Origin of the sequence: Pseudomonas sp. UBA7530 (assembly GCF_002479365.1) — a bacterium.
Lineage (GTDB): Bacteria > Pseudomonadota > Gammaproteobacteria > Pseudomonadales > Pseudomonadaceae > Aquipseudomonas.
This window is the reverse complement of the sequence record NZ_DLMS01000011.1, coordinates 102,211-123,425: the sequence shown is the minus strand read 5'-3', so window position 1 is coordinate 123,425 and position 21,215 is coordinate 102,211. Positions and strand designations below refer to the sequence as shown.

The following is a 21,215-nucleotide window of genomic DNA, read 5'->3' as shown; positions in this document are numbered from 1 at the left end:
CTCGGTGGTGAGCAACAGATCGTAGCCCGGATGAGATCCGGGGATGTCTGGTCAATGCCCCGGATTGCATCCGGGCTACGGGGTCACGGCGCCGCCTGGAGCCAGTCGCGATCGGTAAGGAAGTACTCGGTCAGGCGCGCTTCCTCGCTGCCCGGCTCCGGCTTCCAGTCGTAGCCCCAGCGCACCTGCGGCGGCAGCGACATGAGGATCGACTCGGTACGCCCGCCGGACTGCAGGCCGAACAGGGTGCCGCGGTCGAACACCAGGTTGAATTCCACGTAGCGCCCACGACGGAAAGCCTGGAACTCACGTTCGCGCTCGCCGAAGGGCATGGCCTTGCGGCGCTGGACGATGGGCAGGTAGGCGTCGATGTAGGCGTCACCGATGGCGCGTATGAAGGCGAAGCTGGTGTTGAAGTCCCACTCGTTGAGGTCGTCGAAGAACAGCCCGCCGATACCCCGCGGCTCGCCGCGGTGCTTGAGGTGGAAGTAGCGGTCGCACCAGGCCTTGAACTTCGCATAGACCTCGGGGCCGAACGGCGCGCAGGCATCATGGGCGACCTGGTGCCAGTGCACGCAGTCCTCTTCATTGGCGTAGTAGGGCGTGAGGTCGAAGCCGCCGCCGAACCACCACACCGGCTCCTCGCCTTCCTTCTCGGCGCTGAAGAAGCGCACGTTGGCGTGCGAGGTGGGCACGTAGGGGTTTTCCGGGTGAATCACCAGCGACACGCCGAGGGCCTGGAAACCGCGCCCGGCCAGCTCGGGGCGATGGGCACTGGCCGACGGCGGCAGGCTGTCGCCGAATACGTGGGAGAAATTCACCCCGCCCTTTTCGATCAGTGCGCCGTTCTCGATCACCCGCGTGCGACCGCCACCACCGGCCGGGCGCTGCCAGGCGTCCTCGGCGAACACGGCCTGGCCGTCTTCGGCTTGCAGGGCGGAACAGATGCGATCTTGCAGGTCGAGCAGATAGGCCTTCACGGCCTCGGTACGGTCAGTCACGGCGGCACCTTGAACAGAGAGCAGGGCGGAATCGGCGGGCAGCATAGCATTCACCCAGGCACATCCGCAGTTGACGTCGGTCAATCGAGAGGATTGGATAGACCCTTTTTCGCCGCTTCGACGGCTCGAGCAGAAGGAATCCGAGATGGCCAAGCGTATTGAGTTCAGCCAGCACGGCGGCAGCGACGTGCTGCAATACCGCGATTACCAGCCGGCAGTACCGGGCCCGCGCGAGGTTCGCGTGGCCAACCACGCCATCGGCCTGAACTTCATCGACACCTATTTCCGCAGTGGCCTGTACCAGCCGCCCGCGCTGCCTTCGAGCCTGGGCACCGAAGGTGCCGGCGTGGTCGAGGCAGTCGGCAGCGAGGTCGAAGGCTTTGCCGTGGGTGATCGCGTCGCCTACGCCACCGGCCCGCTGGGCTCCTACAGCGAACTGCACGTGCTGCCAGCCGACAAGCTGGTGAAACTGCCGGACAGCATCAGCTTCGAGCAGGCCGCCGCGGTAATGCTCAAGGGCCTGACGGTGCAGTACCTGCTGCGCCAGACCTATGAGCTAAAGGGCGGCGAAACCATCCTGTTCCACGCTGCGGCTGGCGGCGTCGGCTCCTTTGCCTGCCAATGGGCGAGGGCGTTGGGCGTCAAGCTGATCGGCACCGTCAGCTCGGCGGAAAAGGCCGCGCGCGCCAGGGAGCAGGGCGCCTGGGCGACCATCGACTACAGCCATGAGAACGTGGTGCAGCGCGTGCTGGAGCTGACCGACGGCGCCAAGTGCCCGGTGGTCTACGACGGCGTCGGCAAGGACACCTGGGAAACCTCGCTGGACTGCGTGGCACCGCGCGGCCTGCTGGTCAGCTTCGGCAACGCCTCGGGCGCGGTTACCGGAGTCAATCTGGGCATCCTGGCGCAGAAGGGTTCGCTGTACGTCACCCGCCCGACCCTGGCCGGCTACGCCACCAGCGCGCAGCGCCTGCAGACCATGGCCGACGAGCTGTTCGCGATGATCAGCAGCGGCAAGCTGCAGGTGGAAATCAGCAACCGCTACGCGCTCAAGGACGCCGCCGCCGCCCAGGACGCGCTGAGCTCGCGGCAGACCACCGGCTCGACCATCTTGCTGCCGTAAAACAGTCGCGGCTAAAGCCCCTCCCACAGCCGCCACAATCGTGGGAGGGGCTTTAGCCGCGAGCGTTCAAGCGCGTCAGGACGGGCGAATCACATCGCCCGTACGCAGATCACGAATCAGGCTGGGGTTCTTGCGTCCGCCCAGTGCCCCACCCAGAACCTTGTCCAACTCCCCCGGAAAGTACTGCTCGACGCGCAGACGCGAACGTGCCGACGGGCGCCCGGCCGGGTTGGCCGAGGTGGAGATCAGCGGGCCGGTGTAACGGCATAGTGCACGCACCAGCGGGTGATCGCTGACGCGCAGGGCGACGCTGTCGTGCTCGCCGGTGACCCACTCGGGCAGACGATTCTGGTGCGGCACCAGCCAGGTATTCGGGCCTGGCCAGCTGCCGGCCAGGCGCTCCTGCCAGACTTCGGGCAGGTCTTCGAGGAGGAAGTCGAACTGCTCGATGTCGTCGGCGACCACGATCAGGCCCTTGCGCATCGGCCGCTCCTTGAGCGCCAGCAGGCGATCCACCGCCTCTTCGTTCCACGGGTCGCAGCCAAGACCCCAGACCGCCTCGGTCGGATAGGCGATCACGCCCCCCTCACGCACCACTCGCGCCGTTTGCTGTATCTGCCAGTTGCTGGCCATCGACCGTCTCCCAGTGAATCAATGGGCGGCAGTCTATCCAAGACGGCCATACGACTGTAGAGCCTATGTGCATAGGGAGGCACGGCCTGCTCTCTCCCATTTGCGGGAGAGGGCAGACAAGCGTTCAGCGAGGTCGCGCCAGCCAGCGCCCGGCCTCGTTGCACACCTGGCCATCGAGCTCCAGCTCGGTCAAGGCCGCCAGCACCTGCGCCAATGGCCAGCCACTGGTCTGCACCAGTGCCTCGGTACTGTGCGGCGCGGCATGCAGCAAGGCCAGTAGCGGATGCTCGGCCTGTTCCGACGTTGCCTTGGGCACGGGTGCTACAGCCTGCGTCTGCCAACCGCGCAGGGCTTCGAGGATGTGCTCGATGCTCTCCACCAGCGTGGCGCCATCGCGAATCAGCTGGTGACAGCCGCGCGCGCCGGGATGATGGATGGAACCGGGAATGGCGTAGACCTCACGCCCCTGTTCGGCGGCCAGCCGCGCGGTGATCAGCGAACCGCTCGAAGGGCTGGCCTCGACCACCAGCACACCCAGCGACAGGCCGCTGATGATTCTGTTGCGCCGCGGGAAGTTGCTCGCCTGCGGCGGGCAGTCCAGCGGCAGTTCGGAAACCAGCGCGCCGCCCTGCTCGATGATCCGTGCCGCCAGCCCCACATGTCGCCGCGGATACAGGCACTGCAAGCCGGTACCCAGCACGGCTATCGTTTTACCATCGCCCTCCAGCGCGCCCAGATGCGCGGCGCCATCGATGCCCAACGCCAGCCCGCTGGTGATGACGAAGCCACCACCAGCCAGGCTGCGGGCGAAGGCCCGTGCATTGTCCAGGCCGGGCTGCGAGGCGCGCCGGCTGCCGACCATGGCCAGTTGTGGCGACTCCAGCACACTCGGCTCGCCCGCCACGAACAACAGCGGCGGCGCATCCGCCAGTTCGGCCAGCAGCGCCGGGTAGCTTGGATCGTCCCACATCAGCACCTGCTGACCGGGCTGCTCCAGCCACTGCAGTGCAGCACGCGCTCGCTCGCGAATATCTTCACTGCGCCGCGGCTCGGCGCAGGCGGCCGGCAGCCCCAGAGCCCGCCAGGCACTGGCCGGCGCGCTCAGCGCAGCCGAGGCGGTCTCGAAGGCACTCAGCAGCTTGCGAAAACGTCGCGGCCCCAGCTCCGGCAGCAGGTGCAGGCGCAGACGGGCTTCAAGCTCGGCAGGAGAAATTGCGGGGAACAGCGAGGAGGATGTAGGCATGACGATTCTTCCCTGATGCGTTGCGCCGCCATCCTGGCGACCAGAAAGCACGAGCCCCGCATTTGCGGGGCTCGTTGGGCATTACGGGTTGCGGACCTTGTCCATCACGGCCAGTTGGCGGCTGGCCTGCAACACCAGGCCGTAGCTGAGCTTGTCGTAGGTGCGGAACACCATCAGCAGGCCGGAGCGCTCGTCCGGGATCTTCACGCTCTCGCCGGTGACACGGTCGCGCACGGTTTCGCCGGTCTTGTACACCGCCAGCACGTTGCCAATCTCCAGGCCGTCGCGGGCGCCCTTGTTCAGGGTGACCACGTCGAACTGGCCAATCTGATTCACGCCACGCGGCACGTCGAGAATAACGCCCTTGATCTCACCGGCTGGCTCGCTGGGCATGAAGGTGGAGTTGATCGCACGCTCCTCGGTGGGGAACAGGCGGTCACCCAGACGAACCTCTTGAGTCGAGCGGCTGAGCAACAGGGTACCGATATCGCCTTCCTCGGCGACGATCTCGCCGGTACCGATATCGTCGGCGTTGATACCAAGGAACTCCTTGGTTTCGGGGTCGGTATACGTCTTGCCCTGGCGGAATACGCCGTAGATAGGATGTTGCTCGTCGAACTGGCCACGCGCGTAGATACGATCACCGGCGCCGCTGACCACGCGCTCGGCGTTGCCGGCGACGATATAGGGCTTGCCGTTGAATTCTTCCGGGGTGTCGACGATGCGGTTGCTCAGCAGGAAGCTGTTGATCGCCTCCAGCGGGATGGTCGGGATCGCCTCGGCCATCGGCGTGCTGCGCACCTGCGGCGACAGCTTGATGGTGCCGCGCGATTCACCGCGGTTGAGCATCAGGCGTGGTTGACCGTCGACATAGACCAGATTGAGGGTGTCACCGGGGTAGATCAGGTGCGGGTTGGCGACCTGTGGATTGGCGTGCCAGATTTCCGGCCACTTCCACGGCTGGCTGAGGAATTTACCGGAGATATCCCAGAGCGTATCGCCTTTGACCACGGTGTAACGGTCCGGATGACCGTCCTTGAGTTGCACTGCGGCCTGAGCCAGACAGGTCAGGGCCATTCCGCCGGCTGCGAGCAGGGCGAGTAGTGATTTCCTCATGCGGTGAATCCCTTTATTATGTGCCTTCACGTGAAGCGCCCTAGCGCCGCGTCCAAACCCGCTGAATACGCGGCGTGAAGCCGTTTTTCAATGCTGTTCATCATCTTAGCAGCGGATTTTGACTTTATTCCACAAGTGCATCACAAACGCATATGGCGATCCTGAATATCCTCGAATTTCCTGATCCACGCCTGCGTACCATCGCCAAACCGGTGGACGTCGTGGACGACTCCATCCGTCAACTGGTCGACGACATGTTCGAGACCATGTATGACGCACCCGGTATCGGCCTGGCCGCGACGCAGGTCAACGTGCACAAGCGCGTGGTGGTCATGGACCTGTCCGAGGACAAGTCCGAGCCGCGCGTTTTCATCAATCCCGAGTTCGAGTCGCTGACCGACGAGATGGACCAGTATCAGGAAGGCTGCCTGTCGGTGCCCGGCTTCTACGAGAACGTCGACCGTCCGCAGAAGGTGAAGATCAAGGCTCTGGACCGCGATGGCCAGCCTTATGAGCTGATCGCCGAAGGCTTGCTCGCCGTGTGCATTCAGCACGAGTGCGATCACCTCAACGGCAAGCTGTTCGTCGATTACCTGTCCAACCTCAAGCGCGACCGGATCAAGAAGAAGCTGGAAAAACAGCATCGCCAGCGCGCCTGACCTCCGACTACCCGAAAGGCTTGCCACGGCAAGCCTTTTTCTTTGGTGACTGCCCTATGCGTATCGTCTTTGCCGGCACCCCGGAATTCGCCGCCGAACACCTCAAGGCCCTGCTGGCCAGCCAGCACGAGATCGTGGCCGTCTACACCCAGCCGGATCGCCCGGCCGGTCGCGGCCAGAAGCTGATGCCGAGCCCGGTCAAGCAACTCGCCGTCGAGCACGGCATCCCGGTCTTTCAGCCGGCCAGCTTGCGCAATGAAGAGGCGCAGGCCGAATTGGCCGCACTGCAGCCGGACCTGATGGTGGTGGTCGCCTATGGCCTGATCCTGCCGCAAGTGGTGCTCGACACTCCGCGCCTGGGCTGCATCAACAGCCACGCCTCCTTGCTACCGCGCTGGCGCGGTGCCGCGCCGATTCAGCGCGCTGTACAGGCCGGCGATGCCGAGAGTGGCGTCACCGTGATGCAGATGGAAGCCGGCCTCGACACCGGCCCCATGCTGCTCAAGGTGAGCACGCCGATCAGCGCTAGCGACACCGGCGGCAGCCTGCACGACCGCCTCGCCCAGCTTGGCCCACAGGCAGTGCTGCAGGCCATCGACGGCCTGGCTGCCGGCACGCTCGTCGGTGAGGTGCAGGACGACGCTCTGGCCAACTATGCACACAAGCTGAACAAGGAAGAAGCGCTTCTGGACTTCAGCCGCCCGACCGTGGAGCTGGAACGCCTGATCCGCGCCTTCCATCCCTGGCCGATCTGCCACAGCACGCTGGCTGGCGAGGCGCTGAAAGTGCATGCAGCCGAGATCGGCGAAGGCAGTGGCACACCGGGCAGCATTCTCGCCGCCGACAAGCACGGCCTGACCATCGCCTGTGGCGAAGGTGCGCTGCGTCTGACTCGCCTGCAGTTGCCCGGCGGCAAGCCGCTGGCCTTCGCCGACCTTTATAACAGCCGCCGCGAGCAGTTCGCGCCCGGCCTGGTGCTCGGCCAATGAACCCTCGCCTGGCGGCCGCGCGCGCCCTGACGGCCGTGCTCTCGGGCAAGGCTTCGCTGGGCAGCAGCCTGCCGCCGCAGCTGGATAAGGTCGAGCACCACGACCGCGCCCTGGCGCAGGACCTGGCATTCGGCGCCGCGCGCTGGCAGCCGCGCCTGCAATTGCTGGCCGAGAAGCTGCTGGAGAAACCCTTCAAGGCCGCCGACAAGGACGTGGAAGCGCTCCTGCTAATCGGCCTCTACCAGTTGCTGCACAGCCGCATTCCCGAGCACGCCGCCATCGGCGAGACGGTGGGCTGCGCCGGCGCGCTGAAAAAGCCCTGGGCCAAGGGTCTGCTCAATGCCGTACTGCGCCGCGCCCAGCGCGAGCACGAGGCGCTGTACGCTGAACTTGATCGCGACCCGGTACTGCACACCGCGCATCCACGCTGGCTACAGAAGGCGCTCAAGGCGCACTGGCCCGAGCACTGGCAGGCCATCTGCGCCGCCAACAATGCGCATCCGCCGTTGATCCTGCGGGTCAATCGCCGTCACGGCAGTCGCGACGCCTACCTCAATGAGCTGCACGAAGCCGGCATCGCCGCCGAGCCATGCACCTTCAGCCGTGACGGTGTGCGTCTGCTGCAGCCCTGCGACGTGACCACACTGCCCGGTTTCAGGGGCGGCCGCGTCAGCGTGCAGGACGAGGCCGCGCAACTCGCCGCCGACCTGCTCGAACTGGCGCCGGACCAGCGCGTGCTGGATGCCTGCGCGGCACCGGGTGGCAAGACCTGCCACCTGCTGGAAGTCGAGCCGGGCCTCAGCGAAGTGGTCGCCGTCGATCTGGAAGCCAAGCGCCTGGCACGCGTGCGCGAGAACCTCGAGCGCTTGCAGCTGGAAGCCACGCTGATCGCCGCCGATGGCCGCGACACCGCGGCCTGGTGGGACGGCCAGCCGTTCCAGCGCATTCTGCTCGATGCGCCCTGTTCGGCCACCGGCGTGATTCGCCGCCACCCGGACATCAAGCTAACGCGCAAGCCCGAAGACATTCCCGCCCTGGCGCAACTTCAAGGCGAACTGCTCGATGCCCTGTGGCCGACCCTCGCGCCCGGCGGCATCCTGCTTTATGCCACCTGCTCAGTACTGCCGACGGAAAACAGCGACACCATCGCCGCGTTCCTGGCGCGCACGCCCGAAGCGCGGGAAGTCGCCATCGAGGGCGATTTCGGCCTGCAGACCGCCCACGGTCGCCAGTTGCTGCCGCAGCTGGACGGCCATGACGGCTTCTACTATGCCAAGCTGATAAAGACCGCTGTGACCAGCCACAGCTAACGGAGCGATCAGTGAAAATCATCATTCTCGGCGCCGGCCAGGTGGGCGGCACCCTGGCGGAACACCTGGCCAGCGAGGCCAACGACATCACCGTGGTCGACACCGACGGTGATCGCCTGCGCGACCTTGGCGACCGCCTGGACATTCGCACCGTGCAGGGCAAGGGTTCCTTCCCCACCGTGCTGCGCCAGGCCGGCGCCGATGATGCCGACATGCTGGTGGCAGTGACCAACAGCGATGAAGTCAACATGATCGCCTGTCAGGTGGCTTATACCCTGTTCCACACGCCGACCAAGATCGCCCGCGTGCGCGAAGCGGCCTACCTGACCCGCGAGGCGCTGTTCGACAACGAAGCGATCCCGGTCGACGTGCTGATAAGCCCCGAGCAGGTGGTGACCAATTACATCAAGCGCCTGATCGAGTACCCCGGCGCCCTGCAGGTAATCGACTTCGCCGAGGGCAAGGCCCAGCTGGTGGCGGTCAAGGCCTACTACGGCGGCCCGCTGGTGGGCCAGCAACTGCGCCAGCTGCGCCAGCACATGCCCAACGTCGACACCCGCGTGGCGGCCATCTTCCGCCGCAACCGGCCGATCATGCCCAAGGGCGATACCGTCATCGAGGCCGATGACGAGGTGTTCTTCATCGCCGCCAAGGCGCATATTCGTGCGGTGATGAGCGAGATGCGTCGCCTCGAGGACAGCTACAAACGCGTGGTGATCGCTGGCGGCGGCAACATCGGCGAACGCCTGGCCGAGGCCATCGAAAGCCGCTACCAGGTGAAGATCATCGAGATGAACCCGGCGCGCTGCCGCTACCTGTCGGAGAACCTCGACAGCACCATCGTGCTGCAGGGCAGTGCCTCGGATCGCGACCTGCTGGTGGAAGAGAACATCAACGATGCCGACATCTTCCTCGCCCTGACCAACGACGACGAGGCTAACATCATGTCGTCGCTGCTGGCCAAACGCCTGGGCGCGCGCAAGGTGATGACCATCATCAACAATCCGGCCTATGTCGATTTGGTCCAGGGTGGCGAGATCGACATCGCCATCAGCCCGCAGCTGGCCACCATCGGCACCCTGCTGACCCACGTGCGCCGCGGCGATATCGAAAGCGTGCACAGCCTGCGCCGTGGCGCGGCGGAAGCGCTGGAAGTGATCGCCCATGGCGATGCCAAGTCGAGCAAGGTCATCGGTCGCGCCATCGAAGGCATCGCCCTGCCGCCGAGCACCACCATCGGCGCCATCATCCGCGACGAGCAGGTGCTGATCGCCCACGACAACACGGTGATCGAGTCTGGCGACCACGTGATCCTGTTCCTCGTCGACAAGAAGCACATCCGCGACGTCGAACGCCTGTTCCAGGCCGGCCTGACGTTCTTCTAAGCCGGAGAAGACAAATCTCGTAGGAGCGAGCTCTGCTCGCGAAGCTTTTCGCGCGTCTGAGATTCGCGAGCAGAGCTCGCTCCTACAATCGACACGAGCGTGGCGACGAAGGAGACCTCATGAGTACCGAAGCACTGGAAAAGATGCTGGCCAAGGGCATGGACAACGCCCTGCTGCGCTTCGGCCTGGGCAAGGCCCATCTCGATGGCGGCGACGCGGCGCAGGCCGCCGAACACCTGCAACGCTGCGTCGAGTTCGACCCGAGCTATTCCGCCGCCTGGAAGCTGCTGGGCAAGGCGCTGCAGGCCAAGGGCGACGCCGAAAGTGCACGCCAGGCCTGGCAGCAGGGGGTCGCTGCAGCCCAGGCCAAGGGCGACAAGCAGGCCGAGAAGGAAATGTCGGTGTTTCTGCGCAAGCTGGACAAGCAGGGGAGCAATCGCGGCTAAAGCCCCTCCCACAAGTTCAGTGCGACCCCGTGGGAGGCGCTTCAGCGGCGAGCTTTTTGCGGCCGACTCAGGCGGTGGCAGTACGCTGCGGCAGGGCGCGGACAATCGCGCTGAGCAGCATGCCGTACAGCGGCACGAAGAGGATCAGGCTGATCGCCAGTTTGATTACGTAGTCCACCGTGGCGATCTCCACCCAGTTGGCGGCCATGAACGGATCGTCGCTGTGCCAGAAGGCCACCGAGAAGAACAGGAAGGTATCGAGCAGGTTGCCAAAGATGGTCGAGGCCGTCGGCGCGACCCACCACTGACGCATCTTGCGCAGGCGGTCGAACACCTGGATATCCAGCAACTGGCCGAAGGCATAGGCGAGGAAACTAGCCACAGCGATGCGAAAGACGAACAGATTGAATTCGCCCAGCGTTGCCAGACCGCCGAACACGCCCTGATGGAACAGCACCGACACCACGTACGAAGCCACCAGCGCCGGCAGCATGACACGGGCGATCACCACGCGCGCAGCCTGTTTGCCGATCAGGCGCACGGTAAGGTCGGTGGCCAGAAAAATGAACGGAAAGCTGAACGCGCCCCAGGTGGTATGCCAGCCGAACAGGGTGATCGGCAGCTGCACCAGGTAGTTGCTGGCGATGATGATGAGAATGTGGAAGGCGATCAGGCCGGCCAGCACGGGCCGACTGACCGACGCGGGAATCAGGGTCATGTCTATGTCCTTTTTCATAGAGTGGGGTGAGGGAACCCACTGCCGCAGCCGACATGGCCGCGAGCGGCGCGCATTCTAGCCTGTTGTTGACTTCCGGGATAGGTTTTCCGACGAAGCTGCCGGTTTCGTGATCGAGCGTCTTTGCAGCCGGGCGATGGCTTTGAGCACCATTTCGCGGTTTTTTGCCGACTTCACCCAGCTCGGCAACCGGGCGAAGTAGGACCACTTGCTGGTGCTGTTCTCACGCAGCCGGGCAGCGATGAACTGCTCCTGCTCGTACAGATGCTCGGCGTTATAGGCCCAGATCGTGCCATGCCGGGTCTCTTCCTTGAGCGCCAGCTCCAGGCCGAAGAAGGGATCGATGGCATGGTCCACCGGCTCGGCACGGCTGAAGGTCAGTGTGACCTCGTTCTCGGCAGCGCAGTGTTGGCAGTTGGTTCGGCCGACGCTCGGCGCCTGGCTGGCCTCGTGGAAAATGCTGCAGAAGGTCACCCATTGCTGCCCGCAGGCACCGCACGGCCTGCGCCCGCTCCCGAACACGGGGCCACGCCAGGAATCATCGGCGGTCATCATCGCGTGCGTGCAGCTTGGGCAATGAAACGCCGCGCTCCAGTTCCGCCAATGCGGATTACCGATGATCAGTCCAGGCTGGCTGCATTGTGGACACAACGCCTCGATTTGCTCCGCCCAATGCAGAAGGTGAAAACCCTGATCGGTGTATCTGTCAGTCATGCGCGGCTCGCGGAGGGGAAATAAGGGCGTGCATTGTCATACAGATGAAGGTCACAGCAACCGGCCCTATCGCTCATTGAGCAGACGCCAGGCCCGCCGCAGGACCTGCACCGCTTCGACGATCTGCGCTTCGGGCACCGCTGCGAAGCCCAGCACCAGGCCGGCGCGTGCATCGCCCGGTTCGGTGCTGTGCTCCAGCCAGTAATCACTGAGCGCGTTCATCTCCACCCCGGCAGCCCGCGCGGCGCTGACCAGTTCGCGCTCGCGGGCCAGGCTGTCGACCCGCACGCTCAGGTGCAGCCCGGCTTCCACGCACGGCAATGGCGCGCAGCCTGGTATCGCCTGTGGCCAAGCCTCTACCAGGGCATCGCGACGCTGCCGCGCCGCCTGGCGCATGCGTCGTACATGACGCTGAAAATGCCCGGCAGCGATGAACTCAGCCATCACCGCCTGATTGCCGATCTCCGAATGGCGCATCTCCACCGCCTGGCGCTGGGCGAAGGCTTCCGCCAGAGCGGGCGGCAGCACCAGGTAGCCCAGGCGCAACGCCGGAAAGGCGATCTTGCAGAAGGTGCCGACGTACAGCACGCGGCCCTGTCGATCCAGCGCGGCCAAAGGCGCCAACGGCGTGCCGCTGTAGCGATACTCGCCATCGTAGTCGTCCTCGACGATCCAGCCGTCCTGGCGCTCGGCCCATTCCAGCAGTTCCAGGCGTCGCGCCAACGACAGAGTCACGCCGGTCGGGTACTGGTGCGACGGTGTCACGTAGGCCAGGCGACAGCCCTCGATGGCAGACAGCGCTCTGGTATCCAGGCCCTCGCCATCGAGCGGTACTCCACGCAAATCGGCCCCGGCGGCGGCAAAGGCATGGGCAGCGGCGCGATAGCCGGGGTTCTCCACCGCCACCCGCTCACCGGGCCGCACCAGCAACTGCGCGCAGAGGCTGATGGCCTGCTGCGCGCCGCAAGTGATGACGATCTGCCGCGGATCACAGGCCAGCCCCCGGCCGTTACGCAGGTAAGCGGCGACCAGTTCGCGCAATGTGCGGTCGCCGGCCGGGTCACCATAACCCAGCCGGGCCGGCGACGGACGGCGCCAGAAGCGCGCCTGCAAGCGTGCCCAGGTCTCGAAGGGAAACAGGTCGAAAGCCGGCACGCCGATGCGAAAGGCTCGCGGCGCACCCGCCACCGGCATGGGCAAAGCCTGGCGCTGCAGCGCAGCGCTCGCAGCCGGAGCGCAATGAGGTGCTGGCATTGCCGGCCGCGCCAGGGCCAGGTCCGCCACATAAGTGCCATCGCCCACCCGACCTTCGATATAGCCCTCGGCGTAGAGCTGGTCGAAGGCGCGGGTCACCGTATTGCGCGAGATAGACAGCAGACTCGCCAGATCGCGGCTGGCCGGCGGACGCGTATTGCCTGGCAGGCGACCATCGAGAATACGCTCGCGCAGCGACTGGTAGAGCTGGCGCGCCAGGCCGGCGGCAGGGTCGAGGCGAATGCCGGAAAGGTCGACTGGCAGAGGTGGCGTAGCGGGCATGATTGGCTCCATGAAACTGCCTAAAAATGGATCTTACAGGGAACCAATATCCTGCCTAGCATGAGCCCATCACGCCAGGAGACGCACCATGTACCGCCCCGCCGCCTTCAGCCAGGACGACCTGGCCACCCTGCATGCACAGATCGATTCCAGCGGCCTGGCCGTACTGACCAGCGCTGGCGAACAGGGCCTGCAAGCCAGCCACCTGCCACTGTTGCTGGAGCCGGGCGAAAGTGAGTTCGGCACGCTGTACGGCCACTTCGCCCGTGCCAACCCGCACTGGCGCGACCTCGCCAGCGGCGCCGAGGCGCTGGTGGTGTTCAGCGGCCCGGACGCCTACATCCACCCGGGCTGGTACCCGGCCAAGGCCGAGCACAGCAAGGTGGTGCCAACCTGGAACTACATCGCCGTGCACGCCTGGGGCCAGGCCGAGGTGTTCGACGAACCCGAGCGTCTGTTGCAACTGGTCAGCGGCCTCAGCGATCGCCATGAACGCCAGCAGGCGCAGCCCTGGGCGACAAGCGATGCCCCCCGCGAGTACCTCGACGCCATGCTGCGCGCCATCGTCGGCTTCGCTCTGCCGATTCGCCGAATTGAGGGCAAATGGAAGCTCGGCCAGAACCGTTCGGCCGCCGATCAGGCTGGCGTACGCGCAGGGCTGAGCGCCTCGCCCAATGCACGCAATCAAGAACTGGCCGCCCGCATGCTCACCCTCGACTGACAGGAACACCGCCATGCTCGAAATCCGCCCGATCACCGCCGACGACCACGCGGCCTGGCTGCCGCTATGGCACGGCTACCAGCGCTTCTACCAGGCCGAAATTGCCAGCGCGACCAGCGCACTGACCTGGCAGCGTTTCCTCGACCCGACCGAACCCATGAATGCCGCACTCGCCTGGATCGATGGCGAAGCCGTCGGCCTGGTGCACGTCATCTACCATCGCAGCTGCTGGACCGAGGGCGACTACTGCTACCTGCAGGACCTGTACGTCGCCGAAAACATCCGCGGCACCGGCATCGGTCGGGCGCTGATCGAACATGTCTATGCGCAGGCTCGGTCAGCCGGCGCCAGCCGCGTACACTGGCTGACTCAGGAAACCAACTACCGCGCACGCCAGCTCTACGACCGTATCGCCGATCGCACCGGCTTCATCCAGTACAGGAAGCTGTTTTGATGACCCAGGACCTCAGCCACTGGCAACCTCGCCCGACGCCGGATCAGCGCACGCTTCAGGGCAGTTTCGTACGCCTGGAAGGCCTCGACGCCACACGCCACGGCGATGACCTGTGGGCCGCTCTGCAGGGACCGGACCCGGCGCTGTGGGACTATCTGCCCTACGGCCCGTTCAACGAACGCAGCGCATTCGATGCCTGGCTCACCGCTAATGCCGGCAGTCGCGATCCGCTGTTCTACACGGTGCTGGAGCAGGGCTCGGGTCGCGCCCTGGGGCTGTTCAGCTACCTGCGCATCACCCCGCAGGACGGTAGCATCGAGATCGGCCACGTGGTCTTCGGCGCGTCGATGCAGCGCACGCCAGGCGCTACCGAGGCGGTGTACCTGCTGGCTCGCCACGCCTTCGACGATCTCGGCTATCGCCGCCTGGAGTGGAAGTGCGACAACGCCAACGCGCGTTCCAGGCGCGCCGCCGAGCGCTTCGGCTTCGTCCATGAAGGGCTCTTTCGCCAGCACATGGTGCGCAAGGGCAGAAACCGCGACACCGCCTGGTTCGCCATCATCGACGGCGAATGGCCCGCGCGCCAAGAGGCCTTCGAGCGCTGGCTGGCAGCCGACAACTTCGCCGTCGACGGCCAGCAGAAACAGCGTCTGGAAACCTTCAGGGCCTGATCAGGCGGTCGGCACCACGCGCTTGGCCGACTGGAAATGACGCTGCCAGTAGGCATTGTTGAGGCGGTCGATACGCACCTTGGTGCCGCGACGTGGCGCGTGGACGAAGCGACCCTCACCGATGTAGATGGCGACGTGATCCACCGAGCGGCTGCGGATACGGAAGAACAGCAGATCGCCCGGCTGCAGGTCGCTGCGTTTCACCGTGGGTGCATCCACACGCGACAAGGCGCGTGAGGTGCGCGGCAGTTCGAGGTCATCCTGGGTCTTGAAGGCGTACTGCACCAGACCGCTGCAGTCGAAGCCGTGGCTCAGGCTGGTACCGCCCCAGCGATAGGGAGTGCCCAGCGCGCTGAGGGCGCGGTCGATCACTTCCCCGGCTGGTTTGGGCTTGGCCGCTTGCGAAGTGGCGGGAACGGTGTAGACGCGAAAGGTGGCGGAGGCTTGGGTACAGATTCCCAGTAAAAGAGCGCCTCCCAGGCAAAATGACATGAAAAACTTATTCAAACCCAGTGACCTTGGTAACTGGCCTCAAGCGGAAACCTTACCCGCATCAAGGCCTTGCATCGGAGACGATGCTTCCTGCCCGTCCCGGTGACGGACTACCGAAGCGAACACCAGTTCATTTTTTCTGCTGATGACTGACGAACGGCAACCCGACCCAAGGCGCTCTCTGCTGACGCGCCTGGATTCATCTCATGTCGGTCAAGCAGACAGAGAATAGAGTTGCCGTCGTTCACGCCTCGCCAAGAAAGCGCAGGCCGGCGCCTTCAGCGTCCACGCGCATCACTTCCATCTTCAAGACTGGGGCGGGGAACGGCAGGTCCTGCACCTGGCCGATGACCTCAGTGCCGACCGCCAGGGCGGCCATGTCCGGGTGTTTCACATAGACGCCGCTATCGGACAGGTCACGGGTCTGTGCCAGCAGCTCACCGAAGCTGGGGTGGCTGATCTTGATCCGGCACTTCATCGGGGTACGCACCTGCTGACGCTGGTTCGGCATGACAGCTCCATGGTTGGACAAGCGATTTCGCCTTTAATAGCGCATTAGCGCGCAGGCGCCCAGCGCGTGGCGAAAAAAAGGCGCCATCGAGGCGCCTTCCTTCATCATGCTCGGTCACGGCACGTCAGTACCATCTGTCCTCGCCGTCCGGACGATTCTTGAAGCGTTTCATGCTCCACATGTACTGGCTCGGGTAGGTGCGCACGTAGCGCGCCACCACATCACTCATGGCCGCCACGCCTTCTTCGACGTTCTCGCTGTACATGCCTTCCGGCGCCGCCTCGAGGATCACCTTGTAGCCACTGCCGTCAGGCAGGCGCAGCGCATGCAGGAACACGCCGACCGCCTTGCCGCCAGCCAGCATGCCGGGCACGAACTTGCTGGTCAGCGCAGTGGTGCCGAGGAAGGGCACGAAAATACCCGACGAACGGCTCGGCTCAGGGTCGGCCGGAATGCCCACGGCGCCGCCCTTGCGCACTTCCTTGATGACGCTGAGGATGCCTTCCTTGGTCGACGGCGCGACGCGGTTGCCCATCTGCACGCGCTGCTGCTGCAGCAGTTCATCAACGGCCTTGAGCTTGGGCGGGCGGTAGAAAATGATCGGTTTGCACTGGTTGCAGTAGAAGTGGTTGAGCACTTCCCAGTTACCCAGGTGGCTGGTTATGCCAACCACTCCCTTGCCCGAGGCCAGGGCCTGTTGCAACACCTCCAGGCCTTCCACTTCGCGGACCAGAGCAAGGGATTTCTGCGCCGGCCAGATCCAGGCGCAGGCGCTTTCGGTCAGGGTCTTGCCGATGTCCTTGAGGCTCTGCCCAACCAGCTTGTCCAGCGCTGACTCATTCAGCTCAGGGAAGCACTTGCTCAGGTTGATGCGCACTACGTCGCGTGAGCCGTTCGGTAATTTCCACATCAGCCAGCCAATGGCATTGCCCACGGCCTGCACGACACGCCAGGGCAGCAGTGCGAACAGGCGCAGAAAACCCACCACCAGGGCGCCCTTGAGTTTTTCCACAACAGACTCCAACCGCTCACAAAAGCGCCAATTGTAGCGTTGGACGACCGCGCAGTCAGTAAAGGCTCGTCCGAAGCCGCTGCTGCAGGTCACGCTCGTAGGCTTCGACATCGAACTCGTCGTAGATGTGGCGGAAAATATCGCCAGCACTCGGCAGGCTGGCGCGCTTCACCTGGCGCGAGGCATCCCACAGCCCTGAGCGCACTGCCGCCTTGGAGCACTGGAAGTAGCACGTCTCTATATGAATGCGCAGCACGCTGCGCGGCAGCTTGCCCTGGACACGGCCCAGTTCGAGCAGCTCGGGATCGAGGGAGATTTCGGCGCGACCATTGACCCGCAAGCTCTCGCCGACGCCCGGAATCAGGAACAGCAGCGCCACCTGCGGGTTCAGCACGATGTTGCGCAGGCTGTCGATGCGGTTGTTGCCGGGACGATCCGGCAGCAGCAGGGTCTGGTCGTCGAGAATGTGCACGAAGCCCGGCGCATCACCCCGCGGCGAACAATCCAGGCCATCCGGGCCGGCGCTGGCCAGCACCACGAAGGGCGAGGCCTGGATCAGCGCGCGGTAGGGTTCGATCAGTCGCGGCAGCTCCTTGCGCTGCGAGCGCTCGTGGCTGTCGCCGTAAACGGCCTGCAGTTCGTCCAGGGTGGTGATGGTGGTCATGAGCCCTTCAGTTGCGCATAGCGATCGCAGTCGGTGGCGTGGTCCATCACCATACCCGTGGCCTGCATGAAGGCATAGCAGATGGTCGGCCCGACGAAGTTGAAGCCGGCCTTGCGCAATGCCTTGCTCATCGCCTCGGCCTCGGGGGTCACTGCCAGCATCTGGCTGCGGTCGCTGAAATGGTTGATCTTCGGCGCGCCACCGACGAACGACCAGAGCCAGGTGACCGGGTCTTCCAGCTTCAGCCAGGCCTGGGCGTTCTGCCGCACGGCCTTGAGCTTGAGACGGTTGCGGATGATGCCGGGGTCCTGCATCAGCACCTCGATCTCTTCGTCAGTGAGGCAGGCCAGACGCTCGGGATCGAAGCCGTGCAATACCTGCCGATAGCGCTCGCGCTTCTTCAGTACGGTGATCCATGACAGCCCGGCCTGCGCGCCTTCGAGCAGCAGCATCTCGAACAGTTGGCGGGCATCGCGTTGCGGCACGCCCCATTCCTCGTCGTGGTAGGCCTGGTACAGCGGATCGTCGGTACACCAGAAGCAGCGGGGCATGGCAGCAAGCCTCGGTCAGGATGAAGCGGTGACTATAACCACTGCTGTATATAAACACAGCCATGACGAACGCCGCCTACCCTTGCAGACAACTCATTCGCGATTCTGGACGGTGCGGTGCTATCCATCGCGAATGAATTCGCTCCTGCCTCAGCCACGCGCGCGCTAGCCGTAGCCTGCGACCTGCGCCGAGTTTCGATATACTCCCCGGCTTTCCCTCGCAAGCCTCCACAGGTGATTTTTTCGTGAGCCAGAACAAGCCTGCCGTGCGCACCTTCCAGGACCTGATCCTGGCCCTGCAGAACTACTGGGCCGAGCAGGGCTGCGTGGTGCTGCAACCCTACGACATGGAAGTGGGCGCCGGCACCTTCCACACCGCCACCTTCCTGCGCGCCATCGGCCCGGAGACCTGGAACGCCGCCTACGTACAGCCTTCGCGTCGCCCGACCGACGGCCGCTATGGCGAAAACCCCAACCGCCTGCAGCACTACTATCAGTTCCAGGTGGTCCTCAAGCCCAACCCGGAGAACTTCCAGGAGCTGTACCTCGGCTCGCTGAAAGCCATCGGCCTCGACCCGGAAGTGCATGACATCCGCTTCGTCGAGGACAACTGGGAATCGCCGACCCTCGGCGCCTGGGGCCTGGGCTGGGAAATCTGGCTCAACGGCATGGAAGTCACCCAGTTCACCTACTTCCAGCAGGTTGGTGGCATCGAGTGCTACCCGGTGACCGGCGAGATCACCTACGGCCTGGAGCGCCTGGCCATGTACCTGCAGGGCGTCGACTCGGTCTACGACCTGATCTGGACCGACGGCCCGTTCGGCACCGTGACCTACGGCGACGTGTTCCATCAGAACGAGGTGGAGCAGTCCACCTACAACTTCGAACACGCCAACGTCGAGAAGCTGTTCGAGCTGTTCGACTTCTACGAGAGCGAAGCCAACCGCCTGATCGAGCTGGAGCTGCCGCTGCCGACCTACGAGATGGTGCTCAAGGCCTCGCACACCTTCAACCTGCTCGACGCCCGCCGCGCCATCTCGGTGACCGCGCGCCAGCAGTACATCCTGCGCGTGCGCACCCTGGCACGCGCGGTGGCGCAGAGCTACCTGCAGGCACGCGCCAAGCTCGGCTTCCCCATGGCCACCCCCGAACTGCGTGAAGAAGTACTGGCCAAGCTGGAGGCGCAAGCATGAGTGCACAAGATTTCCTGGTCGAACTGGGCACCGAAGAGCTGCCACCCAAAGCCCTGAAGAGCCTCGGTGAGGCCTTCCTCAAAGGCATCGAGAAAGGTCTGAAGACCGCCGGCCTGGGCTATGCAGCCAGCCGCGTGTACGCCGCGCCGCGCCGCCTGGCGGTGTTGATCGAGCAACTCGAAGAACAACAGGCCGACCGCAGCATGAACCTCGACGGCCCGCCCCTGCAGGCCGCCTTCGATGCCGACGGCAACCCGACCCAGGCCGCCTTGGGCTTCGCCCGCAAGTGCGGCGTGGATATCGCTGAGATCGACCGCAGCGGCCCGAAACTGCGCTTCGCCCAGCACATCCCCGGCCAGCCGGCGGTGAAGCTGCTGCCGACCATCGTGCAGGACTCGCTGAACGACCTGCCGATTCCCAAGCGCATGCGCTGGGCCGCCCGTCGTGACGAGTTCGTGCGCCCGACCCAGTGGCTGGTGATGCTGTTCGGCGACGCAGTGGTCGACTGCGAAATCCTCGCGCAGAAGGCCGGTCGCGTGTCCCGTGGCCACCGTTTCCACGCCAACCGCGACGTGCGCATCAGCAGCCCGGCGAGCTATGCCGAAGACCTGCGCAGCGCCTACGTCCTGGCCGACTTCGCCGAGCGCCGCGAGATCATCAGCCGCCGCGTCGATGAACTGGCTGCTGCCGAACAGGGCACCGCCATCGTGCCGCCAGCGCTACTGGATGAAGTCACCGCCCTGGTCGAATGGCCGGTACCGCTGGTCTGCTCGTTCGAGGAACGTTTCCTCGAAGTGCCGCAGGAGGCGCTGATCAGCACCATGCAGGACAACCAGAAGTACTTCTGCCTGCTCGATGCGAACGGCAAGCTGCTGCCGCGCTTCATCACAGTGGCCAACGTCGAGTCCAAGGACCCGGCGCAGATCGTCTCCGGCAACGAGAAGGTCGTGCGTCCGCGCCTGACCGACGCCGAGTTCTTCTTCAAGCAGGACAAGAAGCAGAAGCTCGAAGGCTTCAACCAGCGCCTGGCCAACGTGGTATTTCAGGCCCAGCTCGGTTCGGTATTCGACAAGGCCCAGCGCGTCTCTGCCCTGGCCGGCTTCATCGCCCGCGAAGTCGGTGGCGACGCCCAGCGCGCCGCCCGTGCCGGCCTGCTGTCCAAATGCGACCTGGCCACCGAGATGGTCGGCGAATTCCCCGAGATGCAGGGCATCGCCGGTTACTACTACGCACTCAACGACGGTGAGCCGGAAGATGTCGCCCTGGCCCTGAACGAGCAGTACATGCCGCGCGGTGCCGGCGCCGAGCTGCCGAGCACCCTGACCGGTGCGGCAGTTGCCGTGGCCGACAAGCTCGACACCCTGGTCGGCATCTTCGGCATCGGCATGCTGCCGACTGGCTCGAAGGACCCCTACGCCCTGCGCCGCGCCGCCCTCGGCGTGCTGCGCATCCTGATCGAGAAGGGCCTGGACCTGAACCTGGCCGCTGCAGTCGACTTCGCCGTCGCCCAGTACGCCGGCAAGATCAAGACCGACGGCCTGGCCGCCCAGGTGCTGGAGTTCATCTTCGATCGCCTGCGTGCGCGCTACGAGGACGAAGGCATTGAAGTCGCCGTGTACCAGGCCGTGCGTGCGGTCAATCCGACCTCGCCGCTGGACTTCGACCAGCGCGTGCAGGCCGTACAGGCCTTCCGCAAGCTGCCGCAGGCCGCTGCCCTGGCCGCCGCCAACAAGCGCGTGTCGAACCTGCTGAGCAAGGCCGAAGGTGGCGTCGCCGCCCAGGTCGAGGCGCACTACTTCGATAACCCCAGCGAGTTCGCCCTGCACGCTGCCATCCAGCAGGCCGACCATGCGGTACAACCGCTGGCCGCTGTCCGTCAGTACGACGAGGCGCTGGCCAAGCTGGCCAGCCTGCGCGAGCCGGTGGACGCCTTCTTCGAGGCGGTGCTGGTCAATGCCGAAGACGCGCGTGTGCGCGCCAACCGTTACGCCCTGCTGGCCCGCCTGCGCGGGCTGTTCCTCGGCGTTGCGGATATCTCGGTGCTGGGCTGACGCA

23 protein-coding genes are annotated in these 21,215 nt (G+C 65.0%); 11 read left to right on the top strand and 12 right to left on the bottom strand.

The annotated features are described in order from the left end of the window. Nucleotides 1-83: 83 nt before the first annotated feature. The gene (gene hemF / locus B2U07_RS14510; protein WP_275546485.1) at nt 84-1,001 is read right to left on the bottom strand and encodes an oxygen-dependent coproporphyrinogen oxidase; all 918 of its coding nucleotides are present in this window, start codon (nt 999-1,001) and stop codon (nt 84-86) included. A 145-nt stretch (nt 1,002-1,146) separates the two neighbouring features. Here hemF and B2U07_RS14505 point away from each other — a divergent pair, with 145 nt between their 5' ends. Further along, entirely contained in the window at nt 1,147-2,124 is a 978-nt protein-coding gene (locus B2U07_RS14505; protein WP_275546484.1) for an NADPH:quinone reductase, read from the top strand. A gap of 75 nt (nt 2,125-2,199) precedes the next feature. Here the strand turns inward: B2U07_RS14505 and B2U07_RS14500 are convergent, their stop codons facing one another. The 3 genes from B2U07_RS14500 to B2U07_RS14490 all read right to left on the bottom strand — a co-directional run bounded on the left by B2U07_RS14500 (nt 2,200) and on the right by B2U07_RS14490 (nt 5,116). Then, nucleotides 2,200-2,757 carry an L-threonylcarbamoyladenylate synthase gene (locus B2U07_RS14500; protein ID WP_197858761.1) on the bottom strand — a complete coding sequence of 186 codons (558 nt, stop codon included), beginning with the start codon at nt 2,755-2,757 and terminating at the stop codon, nt 2,200-2,202. Between the two features lie 124 nt (nt 2,758-2,881). Continuing rightward, entirely contained in the window at nt 2,882-4,000 is a 1,119-nt protein-coding gene (dprA, locus tag B2U07_RS14495) for a DNA-processing protein DprA (RefSeq protein WP_275546483.1), read from the bottom strand. Nucleotides 4,001-4,081: 81 nt separating this feature from the next. Beyond that, a complete protein-coding gene (locus B2U07_RS14490; RefSeq protein WP_275546482.1) occupies nt 4,082-5,116 on the bottom strand; it encodes a LysM peptidoglycan-binding domain-containing protein in 1,035 nt (344 codons plus the stop codon). 152 nt (nt 5,117-5,268) lie between these two features. Here B2U07_RS14490 and def point away from each other — a divergent pair, with 152 nt between their 5' ends. From def to B2U07_RS14465, 5 genes are all read left to right on the top strand, one after another. Further along, the gene (gene def, locus B2U07_RS14485; RefSeq protein WP_013713230.1) at nt 5,269-5,775 is read left to right on the top strand and encodes a peptide deformylase; all 507 of its coding nucleotides are present in this window, start codon (nt 5,269-5,271) and stop codon (nt 5,773-5,775) included. Nucleotides 5,776-5,831: 56 nt separating this feature from the next. Then, the gene (fmt, locus tag B2U07_RS14480) at nt 5,832-6,764 is read left to right on the top strand and encodes a methionyl-tRNA formyltransferase (RefSeq protein WP_296277169.1); all 933 of its coding nucleotides are present in this window, start codon (nt 5,832-5,834) and stop codon (nt 6,762-6,764) included. Beyond that, nucleotides 6,761-8,074 (top strand): 16S rRNA (cytosine(967)-C(5))-methyltransferase RsmB, encoded by a 1,314-nt coding sequence (rsmB, locus tag B2U07_RS14475; protein ID WP_275546480.1) that lies wholly within the window; start codon nt 6,761-6,763, stop codon nt 8,072-8,074. Before fmt ends, rsmB begins: the two co-directional genes overlap by 4 nt. Nucleotides 8,075-8,085: 11 nt before the next feature. Beyond that, a complete protein-coding gene (trkA, locus tag B2U07_RS14470; protein ID WP_275546479.1) occupies nt 8,086-9,459 on the top strand; it encodes a Trk system potassium transporter TrkA in 1,374 nt (457 codons plus the stop codon). A gap of 119 nt (nt 9,460-9,578) precedes the next feature. After that, nucleotides 9,579-9,905 (top strand): tetratricopeptide repeat protein, encoded by a 327-nt coding sequence (locus B2U07_RS14465; RefSeq protein ID WP_275546478.1) that lies wholly within the window; start codon nt 9,579-9,581, stop codon nt 9,903-9,905. Between the two features lie 67 nt (nt 9,906-9,972). On the opposite strand, the gene B2U07_RS14460 is transcribed toward B2U07_RS14465, so the two are convergent. The 3 genes from B2U07_RS14460 to B2U07_RS14450 form a co-directional block, all read right to left on the bottom strand. Next, on the bottom strand, nt 9,973-10,623 hold the full coding sequence (locus B2U07_RS14460; RefSeq protein ID WP_275546477.1) for a 7-cyano-7-deazaguanine/7-aminomethyl-7-deazaguanine transporter: 651 nt from the start codon (nt 10,621-10,623) through the stop codon (nt 9,973-9,975). Between the two features lie 75 nt (nt 10,624-10,698). Next, nucleotides 10,699-11,355: a hypothetical protein gene (locus B2U07_RS14455; protein WP_296277168.1), complete on the bottom strand. Its 657-nt coding sequence runs from the start codon at nt 11,353-11,355 to the stop codon at nt 10,699-10,701. 66 nt (nt 11,356-11,421) lie between these two features. Beyond that, nucleotides 11,422-12,891 carry a PLP-dependent aminotransferase family protein gene (locus B2U07_RS14450; RefSeq protein WP_296277167.1) on the bottom strand — a complete coding sequence of 490 codons (1,470 nt, stop codon included), beginning with the start codon at nt 12,889-12,891 and terminating at the stop codon, nt 11,422-11,424. An 88-nt stretch (nt 12,892-12,979) separates the two neighbouring features. On the opposite strand from B2U07_RS14450, the gene B2U07_RS14445 reads away from it, so the two are divergent. The 3 genes from B2U07_RS14445 to B2U07_RS14435 are packed head-to-tail and all read left to right on the top strand — an operon-like array spanning nt 12,980 to nt 14,737. After that, nucleotides 12,980-13,612: an FMN-binding negative transcriptional regulator gene (locus tag B2U07_RS14445; RefSeq protein WP_296277166.1), complete on the top strand. Its 633-nt coding sequence runs from the start codon at nt 12,980-12,982 to the stop codon at nt 13,610-13,612. 13 nt (nt 13,613-13,625) lie between these two features. Beyond that, nucleotides 13,626-14,066, top strand: coding sequence for a GNAT family N-acetyltransferase (locus tag B2U07_RS14440; protein ID WP_296277165.1), 441 nt, complete (start codon nt 13,626-13,628; stop codon nt 14,064-14,066). After that, nucleotides 14,066-14,737 (top strand): GNAT family N-acetyltransferase, encoded by a 672-nt coding sequence (locus B2U07_RS14435; protein WP_275546473.1) that lies wholly within the window; start codon nt 14,066-14,068, stop codon nt 14,735-14,737. Before B2U07_RS14440 ends, B2U07_RS14435 begins: the two co-directional genes overlap by 1 nt. On the opposite strand, the gene B2U07_RS14430 is transcribed toward B2U07_RS14435, so the two are convergent. The 5 genes from B2U07_RS14430 to B2U07_RS14410 form a co-directional block, all read right to left on the bottom strand. Further along, nucleotides 14,738-15,109, bottom strand: a complete 372-nt coding sequence (locus tag B2U07_RS14430; RefSeq protein WP_419096349.1) for a C40 family peptidase — start codon at nt 15,107-15,109, stop codon at nt 14,738-14,740. A 364-nt stretch (nt 15,110-15,473) separates the two neighbouring features. After that, a complete protein-coding gene (locus tag B2U07_RS14425; protein WP_296277163.1) occupies nt 15,474-15,740 on the bottom strand; it encodes a PilZ domain-containing protein in 267 nt (88 codons plus the stop codon). 124 nt (nt 15,741-15,864) lie between these two features. Then, nucleotides 15,865-16,752, bottom strand: a complete 888-nt coding sequence (locus B2U07_RS14420; protein WP_296277162.1) for a lysophospholipid acyltransferase — start codon at nt 16,750-16,752, stop codon at nt 15,865-15,867. A 55-nt stretch (nt 16,753-16,807) separates the two neighbouring features. Next, complete coding sequence (locus tag B2U07_RS14415) at nt 16,808-17,416, bottom strand: pyridoxamine 5'-phosphate oxidase family protein (protein WP_296277161.1); 609 nt, start codon at nt 17,414-17,416, stop codon at nt 16,808-16,810. Beyond that, the gene (locus B2U07_RS14410) at nt 17,413-17,967 is read right to left on the bottom strand and encodes a DNA-3-methyladenine glycosylase I (protein ID WP_296277160.1); all 555 of its coding nucleotides are present in this window, start codon (nt 17,965-17,967) and stop codon (nt 17,413-17,415) included. The genes B2U07_RS14415 and B2U07_RS14410 overlap by 4 nt, the downstream gene beginning before the upstream one ends. A 245-nt stretch (nt 17,968-18,212) precedes the next feature. Between B2U07_RS14410 and glyQ the strand changes: the two genes are divergently transcribed. Together glyQ and glyS are read left to right on the top strand one after the other, a co-directional pair. Further along, nucleotides 18,213-19,160, top strand: coding sequence for a glycine--tRNA ligase subunit alpha (gene glyQ / locus B2U07_RS14405; RefSeq protein ID WP_197858744.1), 948 nt, complete (start codon nt 18,213-18,215; stop codon nt 19,158-19,160). Continuing rightward, nucleotides 19,157-21,211: a glycine--tRNA ligase subunit beta gene (glyS, locus tag B2U07_RS14400; RefSeq protein ID WP_296277159.1), complete on the top strand. Its 2,055-nt coding sequence runs from the start codon at nt 19,157-19,159 to the stop codon at nt 21,209-21,211. Before glyQ ends, glyS begins: the two co-directional genes overlap by 4 nt. The last annotated feature ends 4 nt before the right edge of the window (nt 21,212-21,215 follow it).